This window comes from Exiguobacterium sp. SH0S7 (assembly GCF_004337195.1).
GTDB classification, from domain to species: Bacteria; Bacillota; Bacilli; order Exiguobacteriales; family Exiguobacteriaceae; genus Exiguobacterium; species Exiguobacterium aurantiacum_A.
In genome coordinates this window covers 231149-256028 of sequence record NZ_SJVA01000003.1, presented here as the reverse complement: position 1 = coordinate 256028, position 24880 = coordinate 231149, and the positions used below count along the sequence as shown (strand labels likewise).

Genomic DNA, 24880 nt, shown 5'->3' with positions numbered 1-24880 from the left:
TTACAACTGCGAACGCGGTCAGTGGAACCTAAAAAAGATGACCCCGGAACAATATCGGGGCCATCTAATCGCCGCATAGGACATACGGGCTTTTTATTAAACTGTCCATTTTACGGGGCTCAGTTCATTCTAGAGGGGTGGACCTCTTTTATTTCATGTTTTGCAAGTTTAAGGGAATCGATTCCTTTTATGGTAAAGTTAAAAAACAAGTCAATCAAAATCTTCTACCATCGAGGGATCATATGAAAAAATTAATCGCACTCGTCGTTATGAGCGCTACCGTCGTGACTACGGTCCCTGCACACCCCGCAGAAGCGTCTTCGACGACCCCGTTCCATATCAGGTCCGTCCCGAACGCGACCGTCTATGAAATGAAGAACAACCGCATCACGCCCGTGACCGCCTACCCCGTGACGAAGCGGTATAAAGTCGTCCGTCCGTCGGGCTGGTATTACATCGCCGTCGACGGGTCGAAACAGATCATGATCAAGAAAAGCGAGTCGAAGCTCCTTCTCGCCGCACCGTTGTCCGGCATGAGCATGAATTCGACGACGACGCGCCAGCTCGCCCACGACTATGTGACAGCGACGAAGCTGCACGTCCCATACGAGTACGAAGCGGTTAGTCCCGAGCGGGCGAAACAGTACGCTGACCGGGCGCTCCGTGGCGACTGGTACATCCAGACGGCACCGTTCCGTCTGACGGTGAAAAACGTTGACACGTTCAACTGGAGCGTCCCGGCGTCTGAAAGCAACTCGTACCCGTTCCAGATCCACTATTTGACCGTGCTCAACCAGTTGACGCAGGCGTATAACGATACAGGCGACCTCGCCTACTTGAAGTACGGAGAGCGCGTCATCAAGAGCTGGACGAAAGCCCACCCGGTCGCGAACTATAAACAGATGCGCTGGCCGTACAACGACCACGGCACGTCGATTCGGACGTTCCATCTGTTGAACTTCTGGGACGTGTACAAGAAGACGTCGCTCCACAAGGACCCGAACTTTACCGGCCTCATGTTGAAGACGTTCCATGAACACGGGACGCTGCTGGCGACACCGAGTTTTTATAAGACGTATCATAACCACGGCATCTTCCAGGACATGGCGCTGACCGCCATCGCCCAGACGTTCCCGGAGTTCGACAAGAGCGGTGCTTGGCAGACGCTCGCCAATACGCGCCTGCAAAAACAAATCACCCACAGCATCTCGAAGGACGCCGTCCATCTCGAGCACTCGCCGGGCTATCAGTCGTACATGTATCACACGTTCGCCCGCTTCCTTGACTGGGCCGAGGCGAACCGGTTCGTCCTCCCACCGAGCATGGCCAACATGGAGGACATGCCGAAGCAGCTGACGTATATGCTGAAACCGAACAGCACGCTCCCGATCTTCGGCGACACGTCGGGCGCCATCCGGACGAAAGGCATCATCCCGGACACGGACGACTACCCGGAGCTCGCCTATGCGCTCACGCGCGGGACGGAAGGCGTCAAGCCGCCGCACGTCTTGAAACGGATCGGCACGCAGTACAGCTTCATGCGCGAGTATTGGTCGGCCCCGCCGCGCGCCTTCACCCAGGCAACGCAAGTCATGATGACGGCCGGCTACTACTCGAGCGCCCATAAGCACGCCGACGACTTGACGATCGACGTATACGGCCTCGGCCGCGACTTCATCATCGAGACGGGCCGCTACGGCTATACGAACCGGCCCGAGCGCCAGCGCGTCTTCGGCGTCGACGCCCACAACACGGTGCACCGGGACGGCGAGAACCTCGATCTGAGCGCCGCTATGCGCGGTAAGAGCCGGATCGTCACGGTGAAGAACACCGGACCGACGAGCCTCGCCATCGGTGAAAGCAAGCTGATCGGCAAAGGCGCGACCCACCGCCGCACGCTCGTCTATGACAAGGCACAGACGCTCGTCGTCTATGATAAAATCACGGGACCTGCGTCAGCGAAATACGTCCAACGGTTCCATCTCGCCGAAGGATTGAAACTGCTGAAGAGCTCGATTGCGACCCAAAACGTCTTGTATGGGGATACGAACGGTCGCACGGTGCAGCTCATGCAGCTGAATTTGAACGGCACGTCGATGCGGACGAGCACGAGTTTCGTCGCCGTCCGTGACTACGAGTGGAAACCGCGGGCGCAAGTCATCTCGTACAATACGGGGAAAGACGTCCGCTACGTGACGCTCATCCGGCTCGATCAGTCGAAGACGACCATCACGAAGACGAGCGTCAAAGCAATCGGTACGAACTACGTCGTGACGTATACGCTCTCGAACAAACAGACGAAACAAATCATCGTACCGATGTGAACACGAAAAAGCTGACACCGCGATTGAGACGCAGTGTCAGCTTTTTCGTTTAGACAGTTTTTCTTTTTCCAGACCGGATGAGCCAAATGCCTAAACTAGCAAATAGCAATCCGATCCAAGAGACCGTTCGACGTCGCGCTTCCCGTGAACGGGAGGCGGTCGAGTGTCGAGGTCGGTTTGTCTGGCGTACCAGAGCCAACCGGGATATCGCCATCTCCAAACTCGAAGTCCAGGTCCAGGTCTTCTCGACAGTGAGTCGCACCGATACGTCTCCACCTGCTTTGAAGCGAATCGTCCACGGTGTCTCGTCAAGCAAATACTCAGTTGGCGCTTTCGTCTCAACGAGTGTATACGGGCTGCTGACGAGACCAGTCACGGTTGCTTCACGTTGATTGACGTCAAAGCGAACTTTATGCACTCTTGCATCTAGCTGATAACCGTTCGGGGGAGCCACTTCGGTGAACATATCCTCACATAGCGTGAGTCCGGTCACTTCAATGCGTCCATCCTCGTCTGTGACGAGGTCGTCACCACTTCATTCGTTCCGGTCTTGATTGTAAAGGTGTGTAGTGACGAATCTAACATATAGCCCGCGCTTTCGTCTCGACTAACGCAACGCATAATCACCAGAAACGAGTCCCATCACAACATCCGTTTCGATCAAGTAGATCGATTTTTGTCGTTCGTTTACGATTCGATATTGACTTGCCCCACCGTATCTCAGCCATATTTAATCGTGAATGTATGACGCGTCGTATCAAGAATGTAGCCGGCAGGTGCCGTCTTTTCAACGAACGTATGCGTACCAATCGGGATACACTCGACTGCAATCGTTCCATCGTCCCCTGTCGTCACGTTGTCGCGTACGACTTCATTCTGTTCATTCAATAATTGGAAAACCGCGCCTTTCAGACCGCTCATCGTATCCTCCTCGAGTTTCGTCAACTTGACTTGTTTCACCGTCTCGTTCGAAATGTCTCATATTTGAAGCACTGGGCTTTAGAGTTTGATTTCGAACGTGACTACTTCTTTTGGTAAGACGTAGCCGTCCGGAGCTTACATCTCAACTAAACGATAGCTGCCAAGATCAAAATCTTCAATTTCCACCGTATAATCCCTCTCTGGAGTCGGTGTTGTACTGACCGAATATTGTTGGGTTCCACTACCACGTGTCATTTCCGAGACAGTAAGCGATGACTCAATTGATTTTTGATTGCCCGGTCGAGTACTTTTGTCTGACACACCAGTCGGTATCATGTTTCGTTCTTCGGAAGCGTCAACACGAACCCGTTCACGCCATCCCCGAGGGTGAGTACAGGGTGACCGGTACCGGTACGAGTGTACGATTGCTCTCTTCCCATCCGCATCGAGTTCGATTTCTGTAATTCGACGTCGACTAATTCATGTGTGTTTGTAAATCTGTCTTTGACTTCGAGCGATGTCAAGCTCCGTTGACGATAGTTGATGTCCGATTCCCATGTGAGTGTCTGAGTCACATCATCGTAGTCTGTTGAAGATTTCGTTAACTCTACACCTCGTCCGACGGCGGCCGTCACGTTCACTTCGACTAAACTGAAAGTTCTTTTCTTAAACCTAGATGAACAACAAAGGTTTTGTCAAAATCAATTTTAATATTTTCTCTATACGCCCATGAAAAGAAATTTTTTTCCTTGTGTGTATTATATTGCTTGTTTCCTAGTACTCCAAAATCAAAAAAGTACCGTAATGTTTCCTCAAGTTCAATACTCTTAAAGCTTTCATTTTTACTATCAAAATACCTTTTAATTTCTGTATACGTAAATTCATTTTTTTTAAATTGTTTCAATAGCAAGAATGAATCATCAATTTTTTGATCAGAGATATGCCCACACAATTCATTTCTAATTTCCTTGTACAAGTATGAAGAGTAACTTTTTTCCATTTCTAAAAAGCCTTTATAACCAAAATACGCTGTGTCTGGATATGCTTCTATGATCAAATTTAAATACGTTACAAGATCCCTCGGCCGGAAGTAAGTGCGCCCAAGTATAAATTCATTAGGTTTTCTATTATTTATATTCTGAGGGAATAATTTCAAAAATAAAGAATCATGAGATTCATTTTCAAATTCAGGAACAGATTTTTGAATTTTGTTTAAAATCATTCCGAATAGAGGAGAATTAGATCTAATTGTATTTCCCCACTCAAGCTTTAAGGCACCATCTTGTTCAATTTTATTTAAGTCAGGATCATTTAATATATAAAAAATATCAGTCCTAAGCAACAATATCACTTTAACTTTAATATCTTCACTAAAGAAAATATCGTTTAATTTATCAGTGATTTTAATGAGACTGGTGATATTTGATTTATAAATATCATCATTTCTGAATTTATCATCGAGTTCATCAAAAATCACTGTATACCTATTCTCTGATTCTTTTAATGCTAGTATAATATTTTCTTTTAAATCTTCAATATACTCCACATAAGTACCAGAAACGCTTTTTGTATCAGAACTATTATTTGCGTTTAATCTAATTAGACTTAACACGCCAGCGTCAATACCTTTTTTCTTTGTTAGCTCAATAACTTTATTCATGTCTAGCTTTAAACCATTGAAGTTTTTATCTAAAAAATCAGAGAGTTTATCTTTGTGAATATTATCCATTGTTTGATCAGCAACACACTGTTGAGCAATTTCTAGTAATACAATCCATTCCCAAATTGCTATGTATTCATTAGGTTTTATAGAATTTGTTTTAAGATGTATTAATTCATGAAAATTAAATTCTTTGTAAGAAGATAATGTACAAAACCACTTCGGATTTGAGTCTGATTTTTTTTTTATATACTCTGCAAGTATTGATTTACCGGTCCCTTTTTTACCCAGTAATAAAAACTTTTCTGATTTAACAAGTTTTTCTGCAGTATTGTTATTATCAAAATAATATTGTTCGAAGTTTTTTCTCCTGCTCGCTTCTTTTTTACCATCATTGTAACCAATAAACATATCATCTAATTTATACATTAAACTTCCCTCCACATTTTTTTGTTACTAAATATTAAAAAATCATTTGAAATTCGTCATTATGTTTTAAATCCTGAGATTACTATAGTTATTACTGTCTTTCTGATTCTCCTTTAAATAAAATCACATAACTAATTGTAACGAAACACTAATAGACCGAACAATCAATTTTCATATATAAGAAAATTTGTTTCTTAATTTTAGCGATAAATCGTTCGACAATACTCGTCATATTGTAAGAGGAACATTGTATCTGTAACTCTCTCTTCAGTTTTTTTCTGTCACATGGATTATAGCTTTTCCGCAGTGAGTTGCTTTTCCTACGCACAATCAAGGCTTGGGTCAAGCCGTCGATATCGCTCAGACGGATATTGACTAATTCCGTCACACGGACTCCCGTATAGAGCAGCAGGTAGATGGCCAGCTTGTTCCGTGTGCTCATTTTTTTGGTGTCTTCAAAGAAAAAAGGAGACGCTCGACTTCTCTCTCGCTGAGTGCCGTCACTTGATGGTCACTTCCCGATGCCAGTCTTATCCGATCACGTTTCAAGTCGATACACACCTCCTCGACAATTCCCTTCTCGTTCAGGTAGTCGTTGTACACTTTCAGTCTGTTGATTTTCTTGTTGATCGTGACGACCGTACTTGGTTCCACGACGAGCGCGTCTCGATAGCGGAGAAAGTGGAAGCGTGTGAGCTCATGAGCTTGTGCTTCATTGCGTGTTTTCCCCTTCACAAATCGAGAGTATCCCCTTACGTCCCTTGTGTATGATTCAATCGCCATCTCGGCCAAACTTCGATTGATAAGCCATACCATGAAGTTCTCGATCATCTGATACCCTCCTTTCACGGACGGAGGGGCACGAAAGCCCCGCGTCCATATCGTCATTTAAAGCGTTTCGCCCAGTCACCCTCGACCGCCTCTTTTGCCAACTCCGTGATGACCGTGACGAGCACCGGGACCAAGATACGTTCCCACATCGACGCCTCACCCCCTTTCCCACTGACGACAGTTCTATTGTTCTGTCGTGAGTTGTCATGGTGAGAACGCATCCAGTTCCCTTCGGGCTCATCATGTTTACAGAAGAGCTCATTTTCCGATGACTTCTGTCGTGAGTTTTTGGTCGTCCTGTAACACTTTTTTCGTGAGCTCAGTTGTAGGATTCGACCATGCGCTCGAGATGGTCAAGATAGTCACGGGCCACCTGTCGGTATAGCGGTGTCTGGATTGATTCGATGTAGCGTCGCACTTTCTCCCCGTCCACATCGATTTCTTGTGAGACGTGTTCGGCAAGCAGTATCTCGATCACCTCCTCCTGTTCGAGTAGCTCGCCGTGATAGGTGTCTGCCGCCTCGTTCACCTCTCGATAGTACGTCTCCCCGTCGATGATCAATCGATGAAATGTCGTCATGTCATCCCTCCTCTCGTTTCGCCAGTAGCTTCTTTTCGCCGCACATCAACACACGTAAGACAACTTGTTTATCCGAGACCCGTCTTCCGACGAATCCAGTCCACTCTTCTCCAACTTCATCCGTCACGATGTGCGTCTCGAACAATAGTCGCTCGGGTAACCCTTCTCGAAGTGACAAGGGAACATACATCTCGTCGACCTCGTCGAGGTAAAGCGTGAACGCCTCCATCGACCATGTGTCTGCTATCTGTCGTTTTCCTGATGCTTGTATCGCTTCGAATAACCAGTCTCGTACTTCTTCCGATGGGTTCATAGATGACCACCCTCCCGGAGTGAACGATATGTCTCATCGCCGATGATCAGATGGTCGAGCAGATGGATGCCCATAAGCTCACACGCCTCTTTCAGACGTTTCGTTACCTCGATGTCTTCCCGTGACGGTTCCGTGTTCCCACTCGGGTGGTTGTGTCCCACCATCACGGCGGCCGCGTTCGATAAAATCGCGACCTTCAACACCTCTCTCGGATGGACGAGGCTCGCATTCAGGCTCCCAATATGGCACACGTTGACGGAGACCGGCTGGTTCTTCGTGTCGAGACTGACGACGAGGAAATGCTCCCGGTCGAGCCCATCCAAAAATTCTTTCATGAGCGTATAGCCGTCATCCGGTCGGTGGATGGTTCGGCCCTTATAGCGGACGCTCCCTTCTTTGACTAATTTGATGCTAACGATGTCGACACGCTTTGCTGATTGATTCGGTTTCATCGTTTCTCCTCCTTTGGACATAAAAAAGCACCCTGAGCCGCGATGGTCAGGGTGTATCAGAGGAATAATATATATTTGAAAATAAAAATCACTCCCTCAAAAGGGAGTGATTATCTAACTAAAAATTAGTTAGCTGTAACCGTTACGCCGCCTTTAACGTGAACGCCGTTAGCATCTGTAACGTCGCCACCAGTAGACGTAGTTTTGATTGTAATCGTTTCTGAAGCATTATAGTTAGTTCCAGTAACATTAGAGAATGTGATTTGAACTTTGTTGTTAGATCCTGCAACCAATGAAGCATTAGCCGCCCCACCACCAGAACCAGCAACAACAGTGTTTGAACCAGATGTAATTTCATAGTTCGCGAGAACATCTGCAATTGCAGTGTCGTTTGCTGAAGTACCTAAGTTTTCATTGAACGTAAGAACCAATGTGTTGCCAAGCTTTTGAGCTGATGTCAAGAGTGCAGCAGTGTTATCTTTTACAAGAACTGTTCCACTAGTAGCAACTACAGTTTTGCCGCTTCCAGTCTGTACTCCAGAAACTGCAAGTCGAGCATTAGCAGGAGTAGCAGTCGAACCGATGTTAATCGAGTTTTCAGGTAACGCGATTACTACAGTGCGGTTAGCAGCTCCACCTTTAAAGTAAATATCTGTACCAGCAGGTAATGCAGCACCATCAAGCTTATAATTAGCTACATTTAATGCCGAAGCAGTTGTAACATCTTCATTGTAAGCTACTTCAAATACGTTCGCAGTAGCTCCTTGGTTAGTTACAGATGCAGTTAAGTCAGATGTAGAAGCTGTTTTAGTTACACTAGATGTAATTAATGCATTTTTGTTTAGGTTAACATCAACAACAGCACCTTCATCTAGGCGAATAGAGTATGTTCCTGCAACAAGCTTTCCATTAGCATCGAGATCAGCTGGGTTCAAAGAAATTACTAATACTTTCTCATTACCTGCTCCAGATTTTTTGACAGCAGTAACAGCATTCTGCAACGCAACGCCATCTTTACGAACTGTAATCTTCGTAGCATCAACTGAAGAAGAAATTTCTTCACTCAATTCAACTTCAATCTTAGCATTGTCAGATGCAATCTTCGAAGAAACAAACGTAGGACCTGCTACGTCTTTATTCATTGTTACATTTTGTGTAGTAGCTGCTAACGTTTTACCAAACACATCAGTGATCACATTGTTAGCAAAAACAAATGTCAACGCTTTTGATGAAGAAGTTCCGTAGAAGTAATCTGGAGCTGTTCCAGCGATAGTTATAAGAACTGTCTTGTTACTTGAATCAGATGTATCGAGTGCAGCCACAACATCTGCTCCATTAAGGACTGCTCCATCTTTAATTACATTGAGAGCACTGTCAATAGTAGAGTCGTTAGATGCAAGTGATTTGTTGAATACAACTTTAGCAACATTTGAACTTACCTGTGTAATAGAAGCTACAGCTAATGACGATGCGTCATTTGTGAAAGTCACATTACCATTGAATGCAGTCAAAATGTTTCCGTTCGCATCTGTAGCACCTGCCACATAAACACTTGCAGTTGTTCCAGAAGCGATTGAAGAAGGTTTTGTGAACTTAACCTGTTTGTTATTAGATCCTGTTACAAAAGTAACACCAGAAACCGGGTTACCGTTAAGTCGGATAACATCAGGAACTGAAACCACTGGTTCAGACAAAGTGACTACAACTTCGTTAGTAATTGTATCGTAAGTTACTTCGTTTACAGAAGGTGATACAGCGTCTGAAACAGAAAGTGTACCAGCGAATGCTGCAAATGATTTACCTTCAGTAGTCTTGACTGAATCAGCTACAGTCAATGCATATGTTCCATTGAAGTATGTTGCTGAAGCAGCTGTGAGAGTTAACGATTTACCATCTTCACTTAACTTACCAGTTACAGAAGTGACATTTTCGTTCGCAGTAGTAGATGCTGTTGTACGAGATACAGTTACAGCGCCCGTAGCAATAGTTCCTGTTGATACGTTAGAGAACACAGTTTCTTTGTTAACAGGCTTGTTGAAAGTTACAACTACTTCTTTAGCGTTAATCGCCTTAACTTCTTTAACCATTGGTGCTTCAACAACGAAGTTCATAACTTCAGTCTTCACTTCGCCAGAACGAAGGATGAATGAGTGGTTACCTGCTGGAAGTTTACCAGATTTAACAGTGAGCTTGCCGTCTTTGACTTCAGCTTCGACTGCAGGAAGTGCAGCATTCATGTCGCGACCTGCATAGATTACGAGTTCAACTTTCTCGCCATCTTTGAGGTTTTTAACGTCAGCAGTTACTGAGAGAACGTCGTCCATAACTTCGCTCTTCACTTCAGTAAGTTCTACTTTAGTTGCAACAACTTTGTACTTAACAGTTTTAGTAACTGATCCGTACGCTTTGTTTGCGTATGTGAAACGTCCTTCGAATTCGCCAACTTTGTCTGTTTCGAAGCCTGAAACCGATACAGGTTTGTTGTAGAGGTTGCCGTCTGCGAAGAGGACCGGTTGGATGCGAAGACCAGAAGCAGGAACACCTTGCTCAAGAACGATTTCTTCAGAAGGTTGGATGTCTTGTGCGAAGTTCAAGACGCGAACGCTCTTCTCAACTTTAATGCCTTTGCCTTTTACAAAGCCTTTAGCAGTTTGGAAGACGCCGAGTTTGTTCATGTCGACTGAAGATTTGTACCAGTGGATCTCGCTGCCTTTGTATTCCTTGTCGAGTGTCGCGTCAAGGTTACCTGAGCGTACGTAGTCTGAAGAAAGACGTACCGTTTGTGTTGCTGCGTCTGCTGTGATTGCAGGCGCTACTGCTGATGCTGCTACTGCGAACGCTGCCGCCGCTGTAACGAATTGTTTCTTTTTAGCCATCTGATGTAAATCCTCCCTTAAGGTAGATAGGTTTTTCTACCGTCCTTGCCAGCTGATCTCCGTGCCGTGTCGAGTATCCATAACGAGAGAATAAAGTACTAATGTTTATGTAACTGACCCTTCCAAAGACCGAGCGTTCTCCCCCGGTAGAAGCTTTTTCAAGAAATGAATCTTGAACAATTTACCAAGACTGTTCTTGGAAAACCTTACATCCATAATATACATAACACTTCCAAACGACACAAGCGTTTTTTTTCGCAAAAATGGTAACGTTTTTGAATTTTGGAGATTTTAGTTTAATTCATTTTTCAATTACCCTTTTTTGTAAATGTCGAAAGACGTCGTATTTTGTTGATTTCAAGCCTTTTTTAGAGTTTTTGGAGGTTAACCTCATTATTTTACCATTTAATTACTATTTGTTTTATTTAACAATATCGATTTTAAACATACATCTTTTAACTTTTTTATTCCCAACTCGAAAAACATTGACCTCTTTATTAAAACCACAATTATCCATATTGTCCTTCGTTATCCATTGTGTCGCTTGTTCAGTCCTTCAATTCTGAAATGGTGACCCTCCTGCGATGTATCTAGACACATCTATGACCTCTTCCCCAGTGCTCGAAGCCAAAAGGTCTTTCTACCTAAACCATCACGCGCCACAATCACGCCAGGCGCTCACGTTAAAGTCGACCACTCGACATGGCTGGCTTATTTGCTATCTATATGGAAGGAAGTCGACGTTTTGTCCTTTAAAACGCACGACAGGCGCACCCGGAACTCCGGATGCGCCTGTCTCATTCATTAACGTACTGTCAACTGTGCCATCTTACCAGCACGATTTTTCGTATCGACGACGTGGACTACGATTTTCTCGCCGCGCTTCAAAGCGCGCGTCTTGACGGTGAACTTGCCGTCAACACCGATCGTTGTCTTACCGAGGAGTTGATACTTCGCATTGCGGACGATGACGGTCATCCCCGCTTCCGCTTTCCCGCTCACGGCCTTCGCCCCGTTCACAGGACGCGTCACGACCGGTTGGCCTGGACGCTTGCCTGCGCTGACGACGATGCGTTCCCCAGTGGCGAGGTTACCGTTCTCATAGACGACACGGAGCACCGTCCCTGCCTTTTGCGGACTCAGCTTGAAGGCCGCTGTCGCCTGTTTGGCCGTGCCTTTGCCGATTAGCTTCGTATCGTTATACACTTTGACGATCGTGCCCGACTTCGCCTTCACGTTGAAGACGGCAGCGTTGTCGGTCGCTTTCGCATTGTTCGCGTTAATTTTAAGCATCGACTCGGCGCGGTGGACGTTCACTTTCCCGTACCCGCTGACGATGTCATAATACTTCGGAAGATTCAAACCGTATTCTTCAAAGTCGATATCAGAGTAGCCTTCCTCGTCTGTCTCTGCTGCGTCACCACCAGAGAAGGCGATCGAGTCCGCCGTCCGTTGCAAGAGTGAACGCACTTGTTCGACGGTCAAGTCCGGGTGCTGCGACTTGAGGAGTGCGACGACGGCCGCGACGTGCGGTGTCGCCATGCTCGTGCCGTCCATGTAGACGACGTTGCCGTCCGGGACAAGACTTGCGACTTTCGATCCCGGTGCGACGACGTCGAGTCCGAGACCGAAGTTCGAGTAGTCTGAGACGAGGCCGAACGTGTTCGTCGCCCCGACCGAGATCGTATATTTTGACGAGCCCGGGTACGAGACAGACGAATCGCCGTCGTTGCCTGTCGCCGCGACGACGACGACCCCACGGTCATACGCATACTTCAACATGTAGCCCATCGTTCGGCTCTCGCCGCCACCGAGACTCAAGTTGATGACTTTGGCCCCGGCATCGACCGCATACTTGATGCCAAGCGCGATGTGGTCGGTCTCACCCGAACCGCCCGCGTCGAGCACTTTCACCGGCAGGATCGATACGTTCGGCATGATGCCGCGCATCGAGACGCCGTTGTCACGAGCCGCCCCGATGACGCCGGCGACGTGCGTGCCGTGCCCGTGGTCATCGATCGCATCGCCTTCCCCGTTCGGGTCGACGAAGTTTTTCTCGTTTTGAATATCGACTTTCCCTTTCAAGTCGAGCAGACGATAGTCGACGCCCGTATCGAGGACGGCGACTTTGATAGCCCGTGACGGGAGCTTCAGCGCCTCATAACGGTCAAGTCCGAAGCCAGAGTTGGCGAACGGCTTCAGGAGAGAGCTCTGGTTGATCGACCATTGGTAGTCGAAGCTCGCGTCGGTCGCGAACGCTTCATACGACTGGACCGGCTCGATGTATTCGACGTTCGGGTCGGCCGACAACGTCGACTTCGCCGTCGCCTGCATTTTCGAGCTCGCCGTCTCGACGTCGACGAGAGCGAAGTGGTCGCCCGGTCGCCCGATGTCGAGCCGCTCGGCCGAGACGTCTTGCAACGCGTTCATCTTACCGATCGACTTCGTCGGTGATGATTTGTATTTGATGATGTAGCGTGGCGCGTCGACGGTTTTCACCGTCACACCGACTTTACCGAACACATCACTTAGCGGTGTCCCAGCGAGACCATTCATCCCAATCTTACCGGCAATCGCCTCGATATCCGCAGCGAGTACGCCCGGTACGCTCGATTTGACGAGGGCGTGCATGCGATTGATCGCCGCAGCATCCCCGTTCGTGAGCGTATAGCTCTTCCCATCGACGAGTGCCGAAAGAAGCGGACGGAGCGTTACCAAGTCAGCATAGGCCGCCTGGCGCTTCGTCTTGTCGAACGTGACCGCCTTGACGATATACGGTGACGCCCGGTAGTAGAGCGATGCGAGTTCACGGCCTTGCTCGGACGTGTTCAATACTTCCGTCTGAACACGGCGGATGAGTTTGAGCAGAGTATCGCGATCCGCTTCCGGCTGTAAGACCGATTCGACGGCGCACATGTCACCGCTCATCTCTTCATACTTCACCGGTAGCTTGACCGGGTTGTAGACGAGCTTGATGTCAGAAGCGAGCTGTGACAAATCAAACTCTGGTGCCTCTTCCCCGTCCATGACTGGGATGTCTTCGATGATTTCCATCGGCATATACTCGACCTTGATGTAGTAAGGTCCTTCCCATGCGTACGGGAACGCGATTTTCGCTGTCTGTTTTTGTTCTTCTTGTGTCGCGCTCGAGCGATACCGGTCGAACGTCTCATCTTTCGCGGCCATATCGGCGCTCGGGTAGATCGAGATGTTCGTCAGTTTCGTTGCGTCGAGCGTGACTTCCATATGTGTCATCGATGTCGCTTGACGCTCCATCTTGAACCAGTACGTGTTCACCTTGTCGGTACCCGTCGTGAATTCGACGGCTTCCCCCGGTGTAAGTAATGTCGCCTCGGTCATGCCTGCTCCTTGATCGGCCGAGACGCTCGGTGGGACGAGCGAGATGACGAGTGCAAAGATCGTTAGGATGGCCAATAGGCGGTAGTACGTGTGTTTCATGTTTTCCCCTCATTTCATGGTTTCTGTCGGCTATGCTGCCAGTGCTTTCTACGTATACTATCGGAATATGTTTCAAAAATATTACGAAAAGATTTCGGAAATGTGTCGATATACCCATTTTGTGAATAGATCTCGCTTTTTCCCATTAGAAAGACCGGTGTCGCCACCGGCCGTTTGTTAATATCCTGCGTATTGAAGTGATTGAATGAAGGCGCGCTTCTCGGCGCCCGCAAGTGCGAACTCGAGGTCGTACTCGTAACCTTCGACCGTCACGACGATCCGGTTTTCCGGACGGACGTGCTGTTTGACGAAGCTGACGAGTTTTGCGTTCGGCTTGAAGAAGTACGACTCTTCAATCGTGCCGTCTTCATATTCGGTATAGCCGACGTCATCGAACGAGATGTTTTGCGTGTATGTCGCCGAACCGACGCGGATGCGAAGCTTTTCGAACTCGATCGGCTCGCCGTCTTCCGCGTAGTAGCTGAGCAGGAAGTTCATGTTCGACTTCGACGGGTGCCCGAGGAAGACCGGGGCGAACGTCTCGCTATAACGTGTCGACGCGTCCGACCAGAAGACTTCCTTATGGAGCGTCAAACGCGTCCCATCAGACGTGACCCGGTGGAAGTTGTTGTAGAACGCGTGCTGGACCGTCAAAACAGACGGCGTGCTCTTGTTGCCGGCACCGTCACGGATGACGAGCGACATCTTTTGGCCGATCTTCTGTTTCGGGATCTTGACGATGAACTTGCCGGTCGACATGACCGGAGCCGAGTACGTCTTCGTGCCGATTGTGACGAATGCCGTCGCGTAAGCTTCTGCCGTACCCGAGACACCGACTGACGTCGTCGTGATCGCTTGCGTGACGCGGGCTGGTTTCGGTGCGTAGCGGTCCGTCACGACTTTCGTCTGGACGAGGTCACTGAGTGCGCCTTTATTCGACTTCGCCTGAGCCGAGATCGGTGTTCCGACTTTTTGGAGGCTGAGCGTGCGACGGTACGTGCCGTTCGCGTCGAACTTGCCTGAATACGTCGAGCCGCCGACCGTCACGATGAGGCTGAGTCCAGGCTCACCGAGTACGGTCATGACGCGTGACGAGTTCGTGACCGGTTTGACGACCGGTGCTGCCGGACGTGCCGATGCGTCTTCGGCGACGATGACACGCGTCGTTTCGCTCGCGTTGCCGCTCGCGTCGACGAGACGGACGTCGATGACTTTGCCGACCGATTGCGGTGACATCTTGAACGTCGCCGAACCTGACTCTAAAATAGTCCGGACGTATGTCTTGCTGTTGATCATGATTTCGGCTTTCGCGCCGACCTCACCTGAGATGACGAGTTCCGTCGACGTGTGGAGCGGTGCCGACACGACCGGAGCCGTAGGTGCCGTCACGTCGACCGTCGTCGCAGCCGAGACGTAGGCAGGTGTGAAGCCGCCAAAGACAAGCGTCCCGGCAAGGAAAAGAGCTAAATGTTTCGGTTGTTTCATAATTTATAAGTCCTCCTAAAATAAGTATGTCGATAGCCAACAAGTTAAGTTTACTGGATTATTTTAAAAAGAGGTACATATTTTTCTAATTTTAGTATATATTTTTTCAAAAACTGATTTCCCTTATTTTTAGACAAAATAAAAAGCACCTCCAATATGGAGATGCCTAGCGCTCACGTTTCGTGAATCATCGTCGCCTGCCCGCCTTGCCATAGCCACGTGTCCTCATCTTTGGCGTAAAGATGCAACGCCCAGAATCGGCCTTCGTACGCGTTCGTCCCGAGGATGAACCGCTCCTCGAGCAGCAGCTGGACGACGGCGATGTCGCCTTTGACCGTCTCGTCGAACGTCACCGTCTCTTGCGCGATCCATTGGACGGCAGCCGGGTCGACGAACTGGTCTAAAAATGTCTCTTTATCGAACTGACGCCCGCTCGAGTCGACGTAGCGGAATTCATCGTGCATGATGCTCCGCATCGCCTCAAGGTCGCCTGCCGTTTGAGACGCGGACCGGTTGTCAGAAAGTTGTTTCATGTTGAGTGTTTCCATAGCTGTACCTTCCTTTCACCGTACATCATAGCACAATTTCGTTTCTTCGACCGAGCCGATTGCATCGGTCCCAAACCGCTCAATCAGTTGCCGCTTGACGACGTCCGGACGCCGCTCGGCGAAGACGCGCATCTTCTCGACCCGCCCTTCCCACGCTTTGACCGACGGGGCGTTCCCCCAACGCGCGAATTGGTTTTCCATCTCCGGGGCGATGCCGTCCGCCATATCGTCCAGTAGCGCTAGCATCGTCTCTGTCTCGAACGGTCCGGCGAGCAATTCGTCAAACAGGCGCAGAAAACGCGCTTCTCCTTCATCACTCGCGATGAGTGACCGGAACAAGGCGTGCTCGGGACCCGGTCCCGTCAAATAAGCGAACATGTCGTAGTCGACGCTCTCGTCAATCGGCGATCGTCCGGCAAAGCCTTGATCGAGGTCGAAGACGATCCAGCGCCAGCGACCGTCGTGTCCATAGACGTCTGCGACCGGGTCGGCCGACTTGCGCCAGACGGCGTAGTTGTTGAACATACTGTCGAGGTTGCCGTAAAACGCTTGATAGACCACATACTCGAGGAAGTTGTCGACATCGATGCGGCGTTCGAGTTCTTCGAACGCGGCCGGGTCGTTCAAATCGTTCGTCTCGGCGAAACGGACCATCTCCTGGTAGTGGATGAGGTCGGCGTCTTGTCCCGTCTCGATAGCGAACCCGTCCGGCGCATCGAGGTCGGCCTCGAGGATGGCGAGCTCTGTCTCAGCGATATCATATTTCACTTCAAAGTATTCCGGGGAGTATAGCTCACGCAAGTTGTGCATCCCCCAGTACTCCCCGTTCATCAGGACGACGACCGGCTGATAGTCTTGAAAATCGAGCGAGCGTTCACGGAGGAGTTCTTGCATGAACGCGTCCCGAAGCATCGCCCCTTGCCAGTCGTTGCCGGCGTTCCGCAACAGTAACCGGTTGAACTCCTCTTCCTCGTTGTCCGGGAAGAACGGATGATAGAACCGGCTCTGCCCATACTCGCTCCGGGCGTAGAGACGCAGACTCTTCTGGGCGAGCCCGCGCGAGAAACCGCCGTGGATACGGATGCCGACGTCTTGCGAGAAGGCAAGCTCGCCCTTCTCAAAGTAGTCGACGTGGGCCGGGCGCTCCCACTCTTGTCCCGTCTCGAAGAAGTTGCCACGGCCAATCTCGAGCGGCCCGTCCGGCAAGTCGCCCGGCGTATAAATGCCGATCGACGGGTCAAACAAGTTCGTTGCGTCAGTCGTGAGCGAGACGACCGGGAGATCGGAGGCGAACACGCTGTCGTCGAACACATACGTCGCCGTCGACGGTTTGCTCGTCGCCCCCTCCCGGACGGCGATTGCTCGGATGATCAAGGCGCGCTCGACGTCTTCTCGCACAAATGACGGCGTCGGCCAGTTCGTCGCCGACCGGTTGTTCGATAGCACGGCGACGTCACGCGTCAACGCCTGATCGAGTCGGATCGGTCCATTGTATCGATTCGACTCCGGTGTCGGCTCGCTTCCGTCAATCGTGTAATAGATCGTACTCCCCGGTGCTGCTTCGAGCGCGAGCTCAGTGCCCGGAGCGATCACACCACCGTCGACCGAGAACGCAGGACCGTCCGGCAACCTCTCGAAGTCACGGTCATTAATTTGTTCGGCGATCGAATCGAGCGCGGCGTAGTCGTGCGTCGCGTTGCCGGTCACGTACAGTCGCTCCGTGATGGCTAACGCTTCAAGCGGTGACATGTCGGTAATACGGTTGTCACGCAAGTTGACGTCTTGAAGCGAAGTCATGTCGCGGAGAGGCTCGACCGAGGCGACGGCGTTCCCACGGATGTTGAGATGGGTCACGTTTGGCGTCCGCTCTGGCAATACGTCGAGTGAATCGATATCGTTGTCCCGCACGTTCAACGTCGTCAGCGTGTCTGACTCCGGCAAGAACGTCAAATCGCTGACGTCGTTCCCTTCGAGATCGAGTGACTCGAGCGTCTCCGGCAACTCCGGTATTTGCTCGAGCTGGTTGAAGCTGAGATCGAGCGTCTTTAAGTAACGGAGGCTCTCGAGCACCGTGACGTCGGTCAACCGGTTACCCGACAAATCGAGCGTCTCGAGCGACTGAAAATGCTCGAGGCCGGTCAAGTCGGTCAAGCCGTAGCCCGACAAATCGAGCTCGGTGACACCGCGCACTTTGTTTTGGTTGAACGAGCCGACCGGGATATTCAATTGTTCGGCGAGCGCTTGCTCGAACGCTGCGCCCGCGGTCGCTTGTTCTTCAGCGACGTAATACATCCCGCCCCACGTCCCAGCGAGGAGCACGGCCAACATCCCAACTTTTAAACTCTTCATATAGTACAGGCCTCCTGGTCTATATCTTCGTTTGCGTCTCGTGTGTTGTAACAGTATACTTGAATTCTAACACACACCTTAACAAATAATTAACAATGCCTAAAAAGGAGTGACACCGTGGCCCAAGAGATATTCAAGCGATACGAGATCAAATATTTAATCCCCTTTGCCAAATACCTCGAGCTGCGTGAGCTCATCATGCCGTACATGCATTACGACACGTACGGCAACCCAGAAGGCAAATACAATATCGTCAGTCTCTATTTCGACTCAAGTGACAAGGCGATCTATTACGAGACACGCAATAAGCTCCCGTTCCGCCAAAAGTTGCGCCTCCGTATTTATGATCAGGCCGATCTTGGCAGTATGTCGTTCATCGAGGTGAAGCAGAAGTTCAAAAACGTCGTCAACAAGCGTCGGACGATTTTGCCGCTCCATGAGGCGTACGATATTTTGCGCGACCCGGACAAACCGATCGCGTCGGTCGCGGCGTCAAACCCGCAAATTTTGAAAGAAGCGCTTCATTTCCAGCACACGTACAACTTATTGCCGCACACCGTCGTCAGTTACGACCGCCAAGCGTTCTCGGGCACGTTCGAGCAAGACTTGCGCGTCACCTTCGACTATAACCTCATGTGCCGCAACGACGACCTCCGCATCGAACACGGACCGGAGGGGCACCATTTCATTGACCCCGGTCTCGTCGTCCTCGAAGTGAAAGTGTCCGAGGTCGTGCCGTTCTGGCTCGCACGGCTTCTCTCTGACCTCGAATGCAACAAGCAGAGCGTCTCGAAGTTTTGTACGAGCGTTGAACTGTTGGACCAAGAAAACTTAAGCGAAGGTAGGATTCTGTCATGACGAACATTTTCAACGAAGTCCGCCAGCTCGCCGACGTCACGTCCCGGCTGACCGTGCTCGAGGCGGCCGCCGCCATTTTCCTTAGCTTCATCTTGACGCTCTGTATCGCCTACTTATATAAGAAGACGCATACGGGTGCCCGTTACTCGCAATCGTTCGTCCAGACGATCATCATCATGGGTGTCACCGTGTCGGTCGTCATGATCGTCATCGGTAACAACGTCGCCGTCGCTTTCGGTCTCGTCGGTGCGTTCTCGATCATCCGCTTCCGCAGCGCAATGAGCGACCCGAAAGACATCGCCTTCATCTTTTTCGGGATGGCCGCCGGTATCTCGTGCGGGCTCGGCTTCTACATACTTGCCATCCTGTTCACGGTCAGCTTGTCGGTCATCATCATCGTATTGTATATGTTCGACTTCGGCCGCGGTGGCTCGGACAAGAAGCGGCTATCAATCACCGTCCCGGAAAATCTCCATGACGAGACGGCGTTTGACGGGGTGCTCTCGGCCCACTATAAGTATTACGCGCTCCGCTCGGTCGAGACGACGAACCTCGGCACGATGATCCAGCTCGTCTACATCGTCCAAAACAAGGACGGCGTCAAAGACAAGCAGGTGATTGACGAGCTCCGCAAGATGAACGGCAACTTGAAAGTGTCGGTCAACTATTTGAATACTGAAATTTTTTAATATTCCGTCCTCGATCGCGCTCTTCGGCGCGCCCCGGGGACGGTTTTTTACTTTTTACCTCGCCTCGTACGCATATGTGCTTCAAGCCACGATTATGATTCCCCTCTTTTTCAAAACCGTCCGACTTCTCTTCGTCCACATTGCGTATACTAAAAATTGTAAATCAAAAAATAGTCGAGGTGTTTATTCTGAAACGATTACTTAGTTTGCTCTTCATCTGTAGCTTTTTCTGGACCGCGACCGTTCAGGCGAACGAGAACGAGGCCGTCATCCGAATCGAGGCGTCGCTTTACGAGGCGATCGACGAATCGGTCGTCTTGATCACACTCGCGCCACATGAACAGGTCGATGTCATCGAAACGGCGGCCACGCATTCTCGTATAACCATCGGCGAGACGGAAGGTTATGTCCGGAACGATGTCTTAGCCTACCCTGTCGACCGCTATATCCGGACCGACACGAACGCGGTCGATGCAGCGGGCAATCCGATCACACCATTGTCATACGGAACGGTCGTCAAAGTGTTCGATCTTGAAGGCGACCGTCTGTTGATGACAGACGGTGCATATGTAGCGCGTGAGGCGCTCGCCGAAACACTCGAAACGTCGACCCGTTATGCGAAACCCGGGGCAAACGTGCTCGCCACGCCAGGCGGAAACGTCGCCTTGACGCTCGAACCAGGCGCGATGCTGACCGTTCATGGGATACAAGACGACCATTTCCGCATCAAACTCGAAAACGGCTATGGATTCGTGCCGGCGACGATGATGAGTCCGTCCCCAGTCAAGACTGGTACCCAAGTCGCTGTCACGGGCACGATGACTTTTAGCGATCTCGGGATGACAGCCGTCGGCCAGCTCGTCCGGGGCACTCGCTCGAGCGTGTACGGTACAAGCGGCGACTATACCCGTCTCTACAAGGGCGGGATGTTCGTCTACGTCCAGACGGCAGCGCTCGCCGAAAAGATGCCGACGTATGCAAAGACCGGCTCGCGCTATGCGCAAGGCGAGGCTTCGCTTTATCGTGATGTCGAGAAGACCGACGTCGTCGGGAAGCTAAAGCGGTCACAAATCGTCAGCATTTATGGCAGCGACGGAGAGTTCACACGCATCTTTACGAACGGTCAGTTCTTGTTCGTCGAGTCGAAATGGTTAAAGACGACGCCCCCACCGTTCTTGAAGACGGGCCAGCGTTATATTCAAAAAGAGACACCCCTCTATACAGGGGCATCCCTCTCGACAAAAACGAGTTTTAAACTCAAACGCGGACAGCTCGTCAACGTGTATGGAACATCCGGCAACTATACGCGCGTCTCGTCAAACGGAAAGTTTTACTTCGTCCCGACGAATCTGACAAGTACGAAAAAACCACCGCTCTATGACTCGAGCGGCAAACGTTACGTCCGTCATGACGAGGTCGAAGTGTACGCCTCGGCCTCGACCGTCAAACAAGTCGCCGAACTCAAGCGTGGACTCGTCGTCGAGACATACGGAACGAGCGGCTACTACACTCGCGTCCGTGTGAACGGGGCGTATCGCTTCGTCGCGATGGGCTACCTCAGCTTGACGAAACCGCTTGCGAAACCGAAAGTCGGCACTGTCTTCTATGCCCAGTTCAACGGCACGCCATATTTTTCAGCCGACGTCGCTTACAGCCGACCAGCCGGCACGCTCGCCCGCGGGACGAAGCTCATCGGACTGCGCTCGATCGATGCCGACTTCTGGCACGTGCGTCTTCCGTCTGGGAAACGTGTTTATGTCTTGAACCCGTATATCGCCGAGACGAAACCGAAAGCGATCCAGCCGACGAACGTGAACCCGGTCGCCCATTATGCGACGACGAAACAGACACCGTATTATGCCAATCCGAACGATACCCGCCCCATCGGCTATCTCGATGCGAGCCAACGCGTCTATCCGCGCGGCAAGAGCGGTGACTCGTATTTGATTCAGTATAGTTGGCGCCCGGTGTACGTCAAAATGAAAGATATCCGGATCAAGCAAGATCCGCTCTTGACGAAACGAAGCAACTCGCAACAAGAACGGATGATCGCAGCAGCGGCACGCCATCTCGGCACACCGTACACGTGGGGCTCGCAGTCCCCACTGAACGGTGGCTTCGACTGTTCAGGCTTGATTCACTACGCGACCAACCAGGCCGGCAAGATTGGCGGTCGAACGAACGTCTCCGGCTATTGGCACAGCGGTCACTTTAAAAATAAACGGACTGGCATCACGAGCGGACGCCGCGGTGATATCGTCTTCTTCGCCGGCACGTATCGAAGTGGTCCGTCGCATATCGGCATCATGCTCGACAACGAATTCTTCATCCATGCCGGTGGTGAGATGCTCCAAATCAACTCGATTCATGACCCGATGTGGCGCTCGAACTTCCTCGGCTACAAATCACTTTAGGAGGTAACGACGATGTTTGAATGGATGGACCCGTTTTTATGGCAACTCGTCATCGTTCCCGTTCTCACGATCGGAGTCGGTGTCTACGCCGCCCTCAAGACGAACAAGATCTACATCGCACCAATCGTGACGTTTCTCTTCAATGCGCTCATCGAAGTTGTGACGATGACGACTTATTATGAATGGAGTATGGTCAGCTTAAGTTCTTGGAACTTGATCTTCCCTGTCATCTCGTTCTTGATTGCCTATACATTCATCGAGAAGCGACAGACGGAGCGGCAACTCTCGGATAGACCTTGACAATCTCACTGCATCCCGTTAAAGTAACGATAACATTATACGAACTCGCGATGAGAAAGAAGAGTAGCGCGAAGGGACGTCTCCAGAAAGCCGGTGGTCGATGCGAACCGGTGGCGTGTCTTGCGTGAATGGGCTTTTGAGCGTTCAGACCGATACGTAGGCTCTGACGGGTCCTCCCGTTACCGAGGATAGCGAATGATTGTTCGTGATGAGTGGGGGGAACTCCCCCAACGAAGGTGGCACCACGGGTCCCCCGTCCTTCATGTCTTTTTAGACATGTCGGGCGGGGGATTTTTTTAATTTGAAGGAGGAGATTACATGGAACAACTGATCATCAACGGCGACGAACTGACCCCGGTGGCCATCTTCCACCGGTTGCAAGGCGAGCGGAAAGTCTTGCTCGAAAGCCGGGCTGAAGGCAAGCACGGACGTTACTCGATCATCGCGGCGAACCCGGTCGAGACGATTCGTGTCGACGGTAACACCGTGACCGATGCAGCGGGCACGATCCAAGCGAACGACCCGCTCGCCGTCTTATCCACATTGATCGAACGGGACACGGAAGACGCCCCCTACCCGTTCATAGGCGGCGCCGTCGGATATATCGGCTACGACCTGTTGCGGACGTACGAGCCGATCCCGAACACGCCGACCGAGACGCGCGACTTGCCGGACGCGTTGTTCCAACGCTATGAGACGGTCGTCCTGTATGACCATCTCGAGGAGCGCGTCATCTTGATCGACACGGGTGACAGCGACGGTTCTGTCCGGCTCGAACAGTTGAAAATGGAGCTCGAGACGGCGAAGACGCACGAACTCGCGCCGGTCGTCCGGACGAGCGAACGCATCTTGACCGACAAGGACGCATTTATCGAGCGTGTCTTGAAGGCGAAAGAAGCGATCCTCGCCGGCGAGGTGTTCCAGCTCGTCTTGTCGCAACGGATTGACGCGACGTTCACCGGTGATCCGTTTCACTTCTACCGGACGCTGCGGAAACAAAATCCGAGCCCGTACTTATTCTACATCGACCTCGGCGAAGCGATCGTCCTTGGGGCGTCGCCCGAGAGTCTCGTCCGTGTCGAAGGGAACCGCGTCTCGACAAACCCAATCGCCGGTACGCGCCCACGCGGCAAGACCGTCGAGGAGGATATGCGCCACGCCGAAGACCTGGTTCAAGACGAGAAAGAACTGGCCGAACATCGGATGCTGCTCGACCTCGGCCGCAACGATATCGGACGCGTCGCCAAAGTCGGCACCGTCACGATCCCGAAACAGATGGAAGTTGAGCGTTTCAAAAATGTCATGCATCTCGTCTCCGAAGTCGAAGGCGAACTACGTGACGACTTGAACCCGATCGACGCGCTACGGGCCTGTCTCCCGGCCGGCACCGTCTCCGGGGCACCGAAGATTCGGGCGATGCAGCTGATCGACGAGCTCGAGACGGTGAAACGCGAAGTATACGCCGGGGCCGTCGGCTATCTCGACGTCCGGGGCGGCTTCGACTTCGCCCTCGCCATTCGGACGATGGTCGTCCAAAACGATACGGCGTACGTCCAAGCCGGGGCCGGCATCGTCTTCGACTCGGACCCGGTATCGGAATATGAAGAGACGTTGCACAAAGCCAAATCCCTGTTGGAGGTGTTCGCATGATTTTACTGATCGATAACTACGACTCGTTCACATACAACGTCTATCAAGACGTTGCCCGGTTCAGCGATGTCTTGGTCGTCCGTAACGACGAGCTGACGGTCGATGAAATTCGCGCCCTTAACCCGTCCGGTATCATCATTTCACCTGGTCCAGGTGGCCCAGGTGACGCCGGCATCTCCCTCGACGTCGTCCGGCAGCTGTCGGGACAGATCCCAATTTTTGGTGTCTGTCTCGGTCATCAAGTCATCGCCGAGTCGTTCGGCGGGACGGTCGGACGGGCCCGCGAGGTCATGCACGGGAAGACGTCCGTGATTGATACCGTACCTGGTGTGCTCTTCGAGGGAGAATCAATGGACGTCATGCGGTACCACTCGCTCGTCGTCCAAACGACGGAACTCAACGTGACGGCAACGACTGCGGACGGTGTCATCATGGCGCTCGAGCATCCCGAACACCCAACGTACGGCGTCCAGTTCCACCCCGAGTCGATCGGGACACCGGACGGACGGGACCTATTCGAACGGTTCGTCGCGATTTGTCACACAAAAAGACCGAGGAACGTGTCCTCGGTCTGAATGTCGAACTTCCGTACAATGATGAAGAAGTCTGATGCTACACATACGATGAATCATATGAACCAAGCGCGTCTTCGTTGAAATCGGAGATGCGCTTTTTCATGTCACTCACGTTCATTATTTGAAATATAACTCATCTATCCCTAAACATAGTCATACATTAAGAG

At 51.0% G+C, this 24880-nt stretch carries 21 protein-coding genes and 1 other annotated feature; of the genes, 7 read left to right on the top strand and 14 right to left on the bottom strand.

Annotated features, from left to right (window positions below; all coding sequences use genetic code 11):
* Positions 1 to 242: 242 nt before the first annotated feature.
* On the top strand, positions 243 to 2324 hold the full coding sequence (locus tag EVJ22_RS08070; RefSeq protein ID WP_131443661.1) for a heparinase II/III family protein: 2082 nt from the start codon (positions 243 to 245) through the stop codon (positions 2322 to 2324).
* Positions 2325 to 2373: 49 nt separating this feature from the next.
* Here EVJ22_RS08070 and EVJ22_RS08065 read toward each other — a convergent pair whose 3' ends face one another.
* From EVJ22_RS08065 to EVJ22_RS08000, 14 genes are all read right to left on the bottom strand, one after another.
* A complete protein-coding gene (locus EVJ22_RS08065) occupies positions 2374 to 2790 on the bottom strand; it encodes a prealbumin-like fold domain-containing protein (protein ID WP_483297340.1) in 417 nt (138 codons plus the stop codon).
* 254 nt (positions 2791 to 3044) lie between these two features.
* Positions 3045 to 3269: a prealbumin-like fold domain-containing protein gene (locus tag EVJ22_RS08060; protein ID WP_158625510.1), complete on the bottom strand. Its 225-nt coding sequence runs from the start codon at positions 3267 to 3269 to the stop codon at positions 3045 to 3047.
* A gap of 308 nt (positions 3270 to 3577) precedes the next feature.
* Positions 3578 to 3886, bottom strand: coding sequence for a hypothetical protein (locus EVJ22_RS08055; RefSeq protein ID WP_071398141.1), 309 nt, complete (start codon positions 3884 to 3886; stop codon positions 3578 to 3580).
* A 5-nt stretch (positions 3887 to 3891) separates the two neighbouring features.
* Entirely contained in the window at positions 3892 to 5334 is a 1443-nt protein-coding gene (locus EVJ22_RS08050) for a P-loop ATPase, Sll1717 family (RefSeq protein WP_131443657.1), read from the bottom strand.
* A gap of 148 nt (positions 5335 to 5482) precedes the next feature.
* On the bottom strand, positions 5483 to 5776 hold the full coding sequence (locus EVJ22_RS15705) for a tyrosine-type recombinase/integrase (protein ID WP_131443656.1): 294 nt from the start codon (positions 5774 to 5776) through the stop codon (positions 5483 to 5485).
* Complete coding sequence (locus EVJ22_RS08040) at positions 5773 to 6165, bottom strand: site-specific integrase (RefSeq protein WP_131443655.1); 393 nt, start codon at positions 6163 to 6165, stop codon at positions 5773 to 5775. The genes EVJ22_RS15705 and EVJ22_RS08040 overlap by 4 nt, the downstream gene beginning before the upstream one ends.
* A 319-nt stretch (positions 6166 to 6484) precedes the next feature.
* Positions 6485 to 6745 (bottom strand): hypothetical protein, encoded by a 261-nt coding sequence (locus tag EVJ22_RS08035; RefSeq protein ID WP_131443654.1) that lies wholly within the window; start codon positions 6743 to 6745, stop codon positions 6485 to 6487.
* Position 6746: 1 nt separating this feature from the next.
* Positions 6747 to 7058: a hypothetical protein gene (locus tag EVJ22_RS08030; protein WP_131443653.1), complete on the bottom strand. Its 312-nt coding sequence runs from the start codon at positions 7056 to 7058 to the stop codon at positions 6747 to 6749.
* On the bottom strand, positions 7055 to 7510 hold the full coding sequence (locus EVJ22_RS08025; RefSeq protein WP_131443652.1) for a JAB domain-containing protein: 456 nt from the start codon (positions 7508 to 7510) through the stop codon (positions 7055 to 7057). Before EVJ22_RS08025 ends, EVJ22_RS08030 begins: the two co-directional genes overlap by 4 nt.
* A 125-nt stretch (positions 7511 to 7635) precedes the next feature.
* Positions 7636 to 10386 carry a beta strand repeat-containing protein gene (locus EVJ22_RS08020; protein ID WP_131443651.1) on the bottom strand — a complete coding sequence of 917 codons (2751 nt, stop codon included), beginning with the start codon at positions 10384 to 10386 and terminating at the stop codon, positions 7636 to 7638.
* Between the two features lie 804 nt (positions 10387 to 11190).
* Entirely contained in the window at positions 11191 to 13845 is a 2655-nt protein-coding gene (locus EVJ22_RS08015; RefSeq protein WP_071398151.1) for a S8 family peptidase, read from the bottom strand.
* 177 nt (positions 13846 to 14022) lie between these two features.
* Positions 14023 to 15330, bottom strand: coding sequence for an Ig-like domain-containing protein (locus EVJ22_RS08010; RefSeq protein ID WP_131443650.1), 1308 nt, complete (start codon positions 15328 to 15330; stop codon positions 14023 to 14025).
* A 173-nt stretch (positions 15331 to 15503) separates the two neighbouring features.
* Positions 15504 to 15878: a nuclear transport factor 2 family protein gene (locus tag EVJ22_RS08005; protein ID WP_131443649.1), complete on the bottom strand. Its 375-nt coding sequence runs from the start codon at positions 15876 to 15878 to the stop codon at positions 15504 to 15506.
* A 15-nt stretch (positions 15879 to 15893) separates the two neighbouring features.
* Positions 15894 to 18227, bottom strand: coding sequence for a CotH kinase family protein (locus EVJ22_RS08000; protein WP_131443648.1), 2334 nt, complete (start codon positions 18225 to 18227; stop codon positions 15894 to 15896).
* 117 nt (positions 18228 to 18344) lie between these two features.
* On the opposite strand from EVJ22_RS08000, the gene EVJ22_RS07995 reads away from it, so the two are divergent.
* The 6 genes from EVJ22_RS07995 (at position 18345) to EVJ22_RS07970 (ending at position 24713) form a co-directional block, all read left to right on the top strand.
* Positions 18345 to 19085: a polyphosphate polymerase domain-containing protein gene (locus tag EVJ22_RS07995; protein WP_071398155.1), complete on the top strand. Its 741-nt coding sequence runs from the start codon at positions 18345 to 18347 to the stop codon at positions 19083 to 19085.
* The gene (locus tag EVJ22_RS07990) at positions 19082 to 19774 is read left to right on the top strand and encodes a DUF4956 domain-containing protein (protein WP_071398156.1); all 693 of its coding nucleotides are present in this window, start codon (positions 19082 to 19084) and stop codon (positions 19772 to 19774) included. The genes EVJ22_RS07995 and EVJ22_RS07990 overlap by 4 nt, the downstream gene beginning before the upstream one ends.
* Positions 19775 to 19953: 179 nt before the next feature.
* A complete protein-coding gene (locus EVJ22_RS07985; protein WP_131443647.1) occupies positions 19954 to 22188 on the top strand; it encodes a C40 family peptidase in 2235 nt (744 codons plus the stop codon).
* Positions 22189 to 22200: 12 nt separating this feature from the next.
* Positions 22201 to 22488: a hypothetical protein gene (locus tag EVJ22_RS07980; RefSeq protein ID WP_071398158.1), complete on the top strand. Its 288-nt coding sequence runs from the start codon at positions 22201 to 22203 to the stop codon at positions 22486 to 22488.
* A 41-nt stretch (positions 22489 to 22529) separates the two neighbouring features.
* Positions 22530 to 22752 (top strand) — a binding site (T-box leader).
* Between the two features lie 54 nt (positions 22753 to 22806).
* Positions 22807 to 24138: an anthranilate synthase component I gene (gene trpE / locus EVJ22_RS07975; RefSeq protein WP_131443646.1), complete on the top strand. Its 1332-nt coding sequence runs from the start codon at positions 22807 to 22809 to the stop codon at positions 24136 to 24138.
* Positions 24135 to 24713: an anthranilate synthase component II gene (locus tag EVJ22_RS07970; protein ID WP_131443645.1), complete on the top strand. Its 579-nt coding sequence runs from the start codon at positions 24135 to 24137 to the stop codon at positions 24711 to 24713. Before trpE ends, EVJ22_RS07970 begins: the two co-directional genes overlap by 4 nt.
* Positions 24714 to 24880: the final 167 nt, after the last annotated feature.

Excerpts from the sequence above, each read along its gene's own strand:
- EVJ22_RS08070 (WP_131443661.1), top strand. The coding sequence starts at position 243 with ATGAAAAAATTAATCGCACTCGTCGTTATGAGCGCTACCGTCGTGACT.
- EVJ22_RS08065 (WP_483297340.1), bottom strand. The coding sequence starts at position 2,790 with ATGTTCACCGAAGTGGCTCCCCCGAACGGTTATCAGCTAGATGCAAGA.
- EVJ22_RS08050 (WP_131443657.1), bottom strand. The coding sequence starts at position 5,334 with ATGTATAAATTAGATGATATGTTTATTGGTTACAATGATGGTAAAAAA.
- EVJ22_RS15705 (WP_131443656.1), bottom strand. The coding sequence starts at position 5,776 with ATGAGCACACGGAACAAGCTGGCCATCTACCTGCTGCTCTATACGGGA.
- EVJ22_RS08040 (WP_131443655.1), bottom strand. The coding sequence starts at position 6,165 with ATGATCGAGAACTTCATGGTATGGCTTATCAATCGAAGTTTGGCCGAG.
- EVJ22_RS08035 (WP_131443654.1), bottom strand. The coding sequence starts at position 6,745 with ATGACGACATTTCATCGATTGATCATCGACGGGGAGACGTACTATCGA.
- EVJ22_RS08030 (WP_131443653.1), bottom strand. The coding sequence starts at position 7,058 with ATGAACCCATCGGAAGAAGTACGAGACTGGTTATTCGAAGCGATACAA.
- EVJ22_RS08025 (WP_131443652.1), bottom strand. The coding sequence starts at position 7,510 with ATGAAACCGAATCAATCAGCAAAGCGTGTCGACATCGTTAGCATCAAA.
- EVJ22_RS08020 (WP_131443651.1), bottom strand. The coding sequence starts at position 10,386 with ATGGCTAAAAAGAAACAATTCGTTACAGCGGCGGCAGCGTTCGCAGTA.
- EVJ22_RS08015 (WP_071398151.1), bottom strand. The coding sequence starts at position 13,845 with ATGAAACACACGTACTACCGCCTATTGGCCATCCTAACGATCTTTGCA.
- EVJ22_RS08010 (WP_131443650.1), bottom strand. The coding sequence starts at position 15,330 with ATGAAACAACCGAAACATTTAGCTCTTTTCCTTGCCGGGACGCTTGTC.
- EVJ22_RS08005 (WP_131443649.1), bottom strand. The coding sequence starts at position 15,878 with ATGGAAACACTCAACATGAAACAACTTTCTGACAACCGGTCCGCGTCT.
- EVJ22_RS08000 (WP_131443648.1), bottom strand. The coding sequence starts at position 18,227 with ATGAAGAGTTTAAAAGTTGGGATGTTGGCCGTGCTCCTCGCTGGGACG.
- EVJ22_RS07990 (WP_071398156.1), top strand. The coding sequence starts at position 19,082 with ATGACGAACATTTTCAACGAAGTCCGCCAGCTCGCCGACGTCACGTCC.
- EVJ22_RS07980 (WP_071398158.1), top strand. The coding sequence starts at position 22,201 with ATGTTTGAATGGATGGACCCGTTTTTATGGCAACTCGTCATCGTTCCC.
- trpE (WP_131443646.1), top strand. The coding sequence starts at position 22,807 with ATGGAACAACTGATCATCAACGGCGACGAACTGACCCCGGTGGCCATC.
- EVJ22_RS07970 (WP_131443645.1), top strand. The coding sequence starts at position 24,135 with ATGATTTTACTGATCGATAACTACGACTCGTTCACATACAACGTCTAT.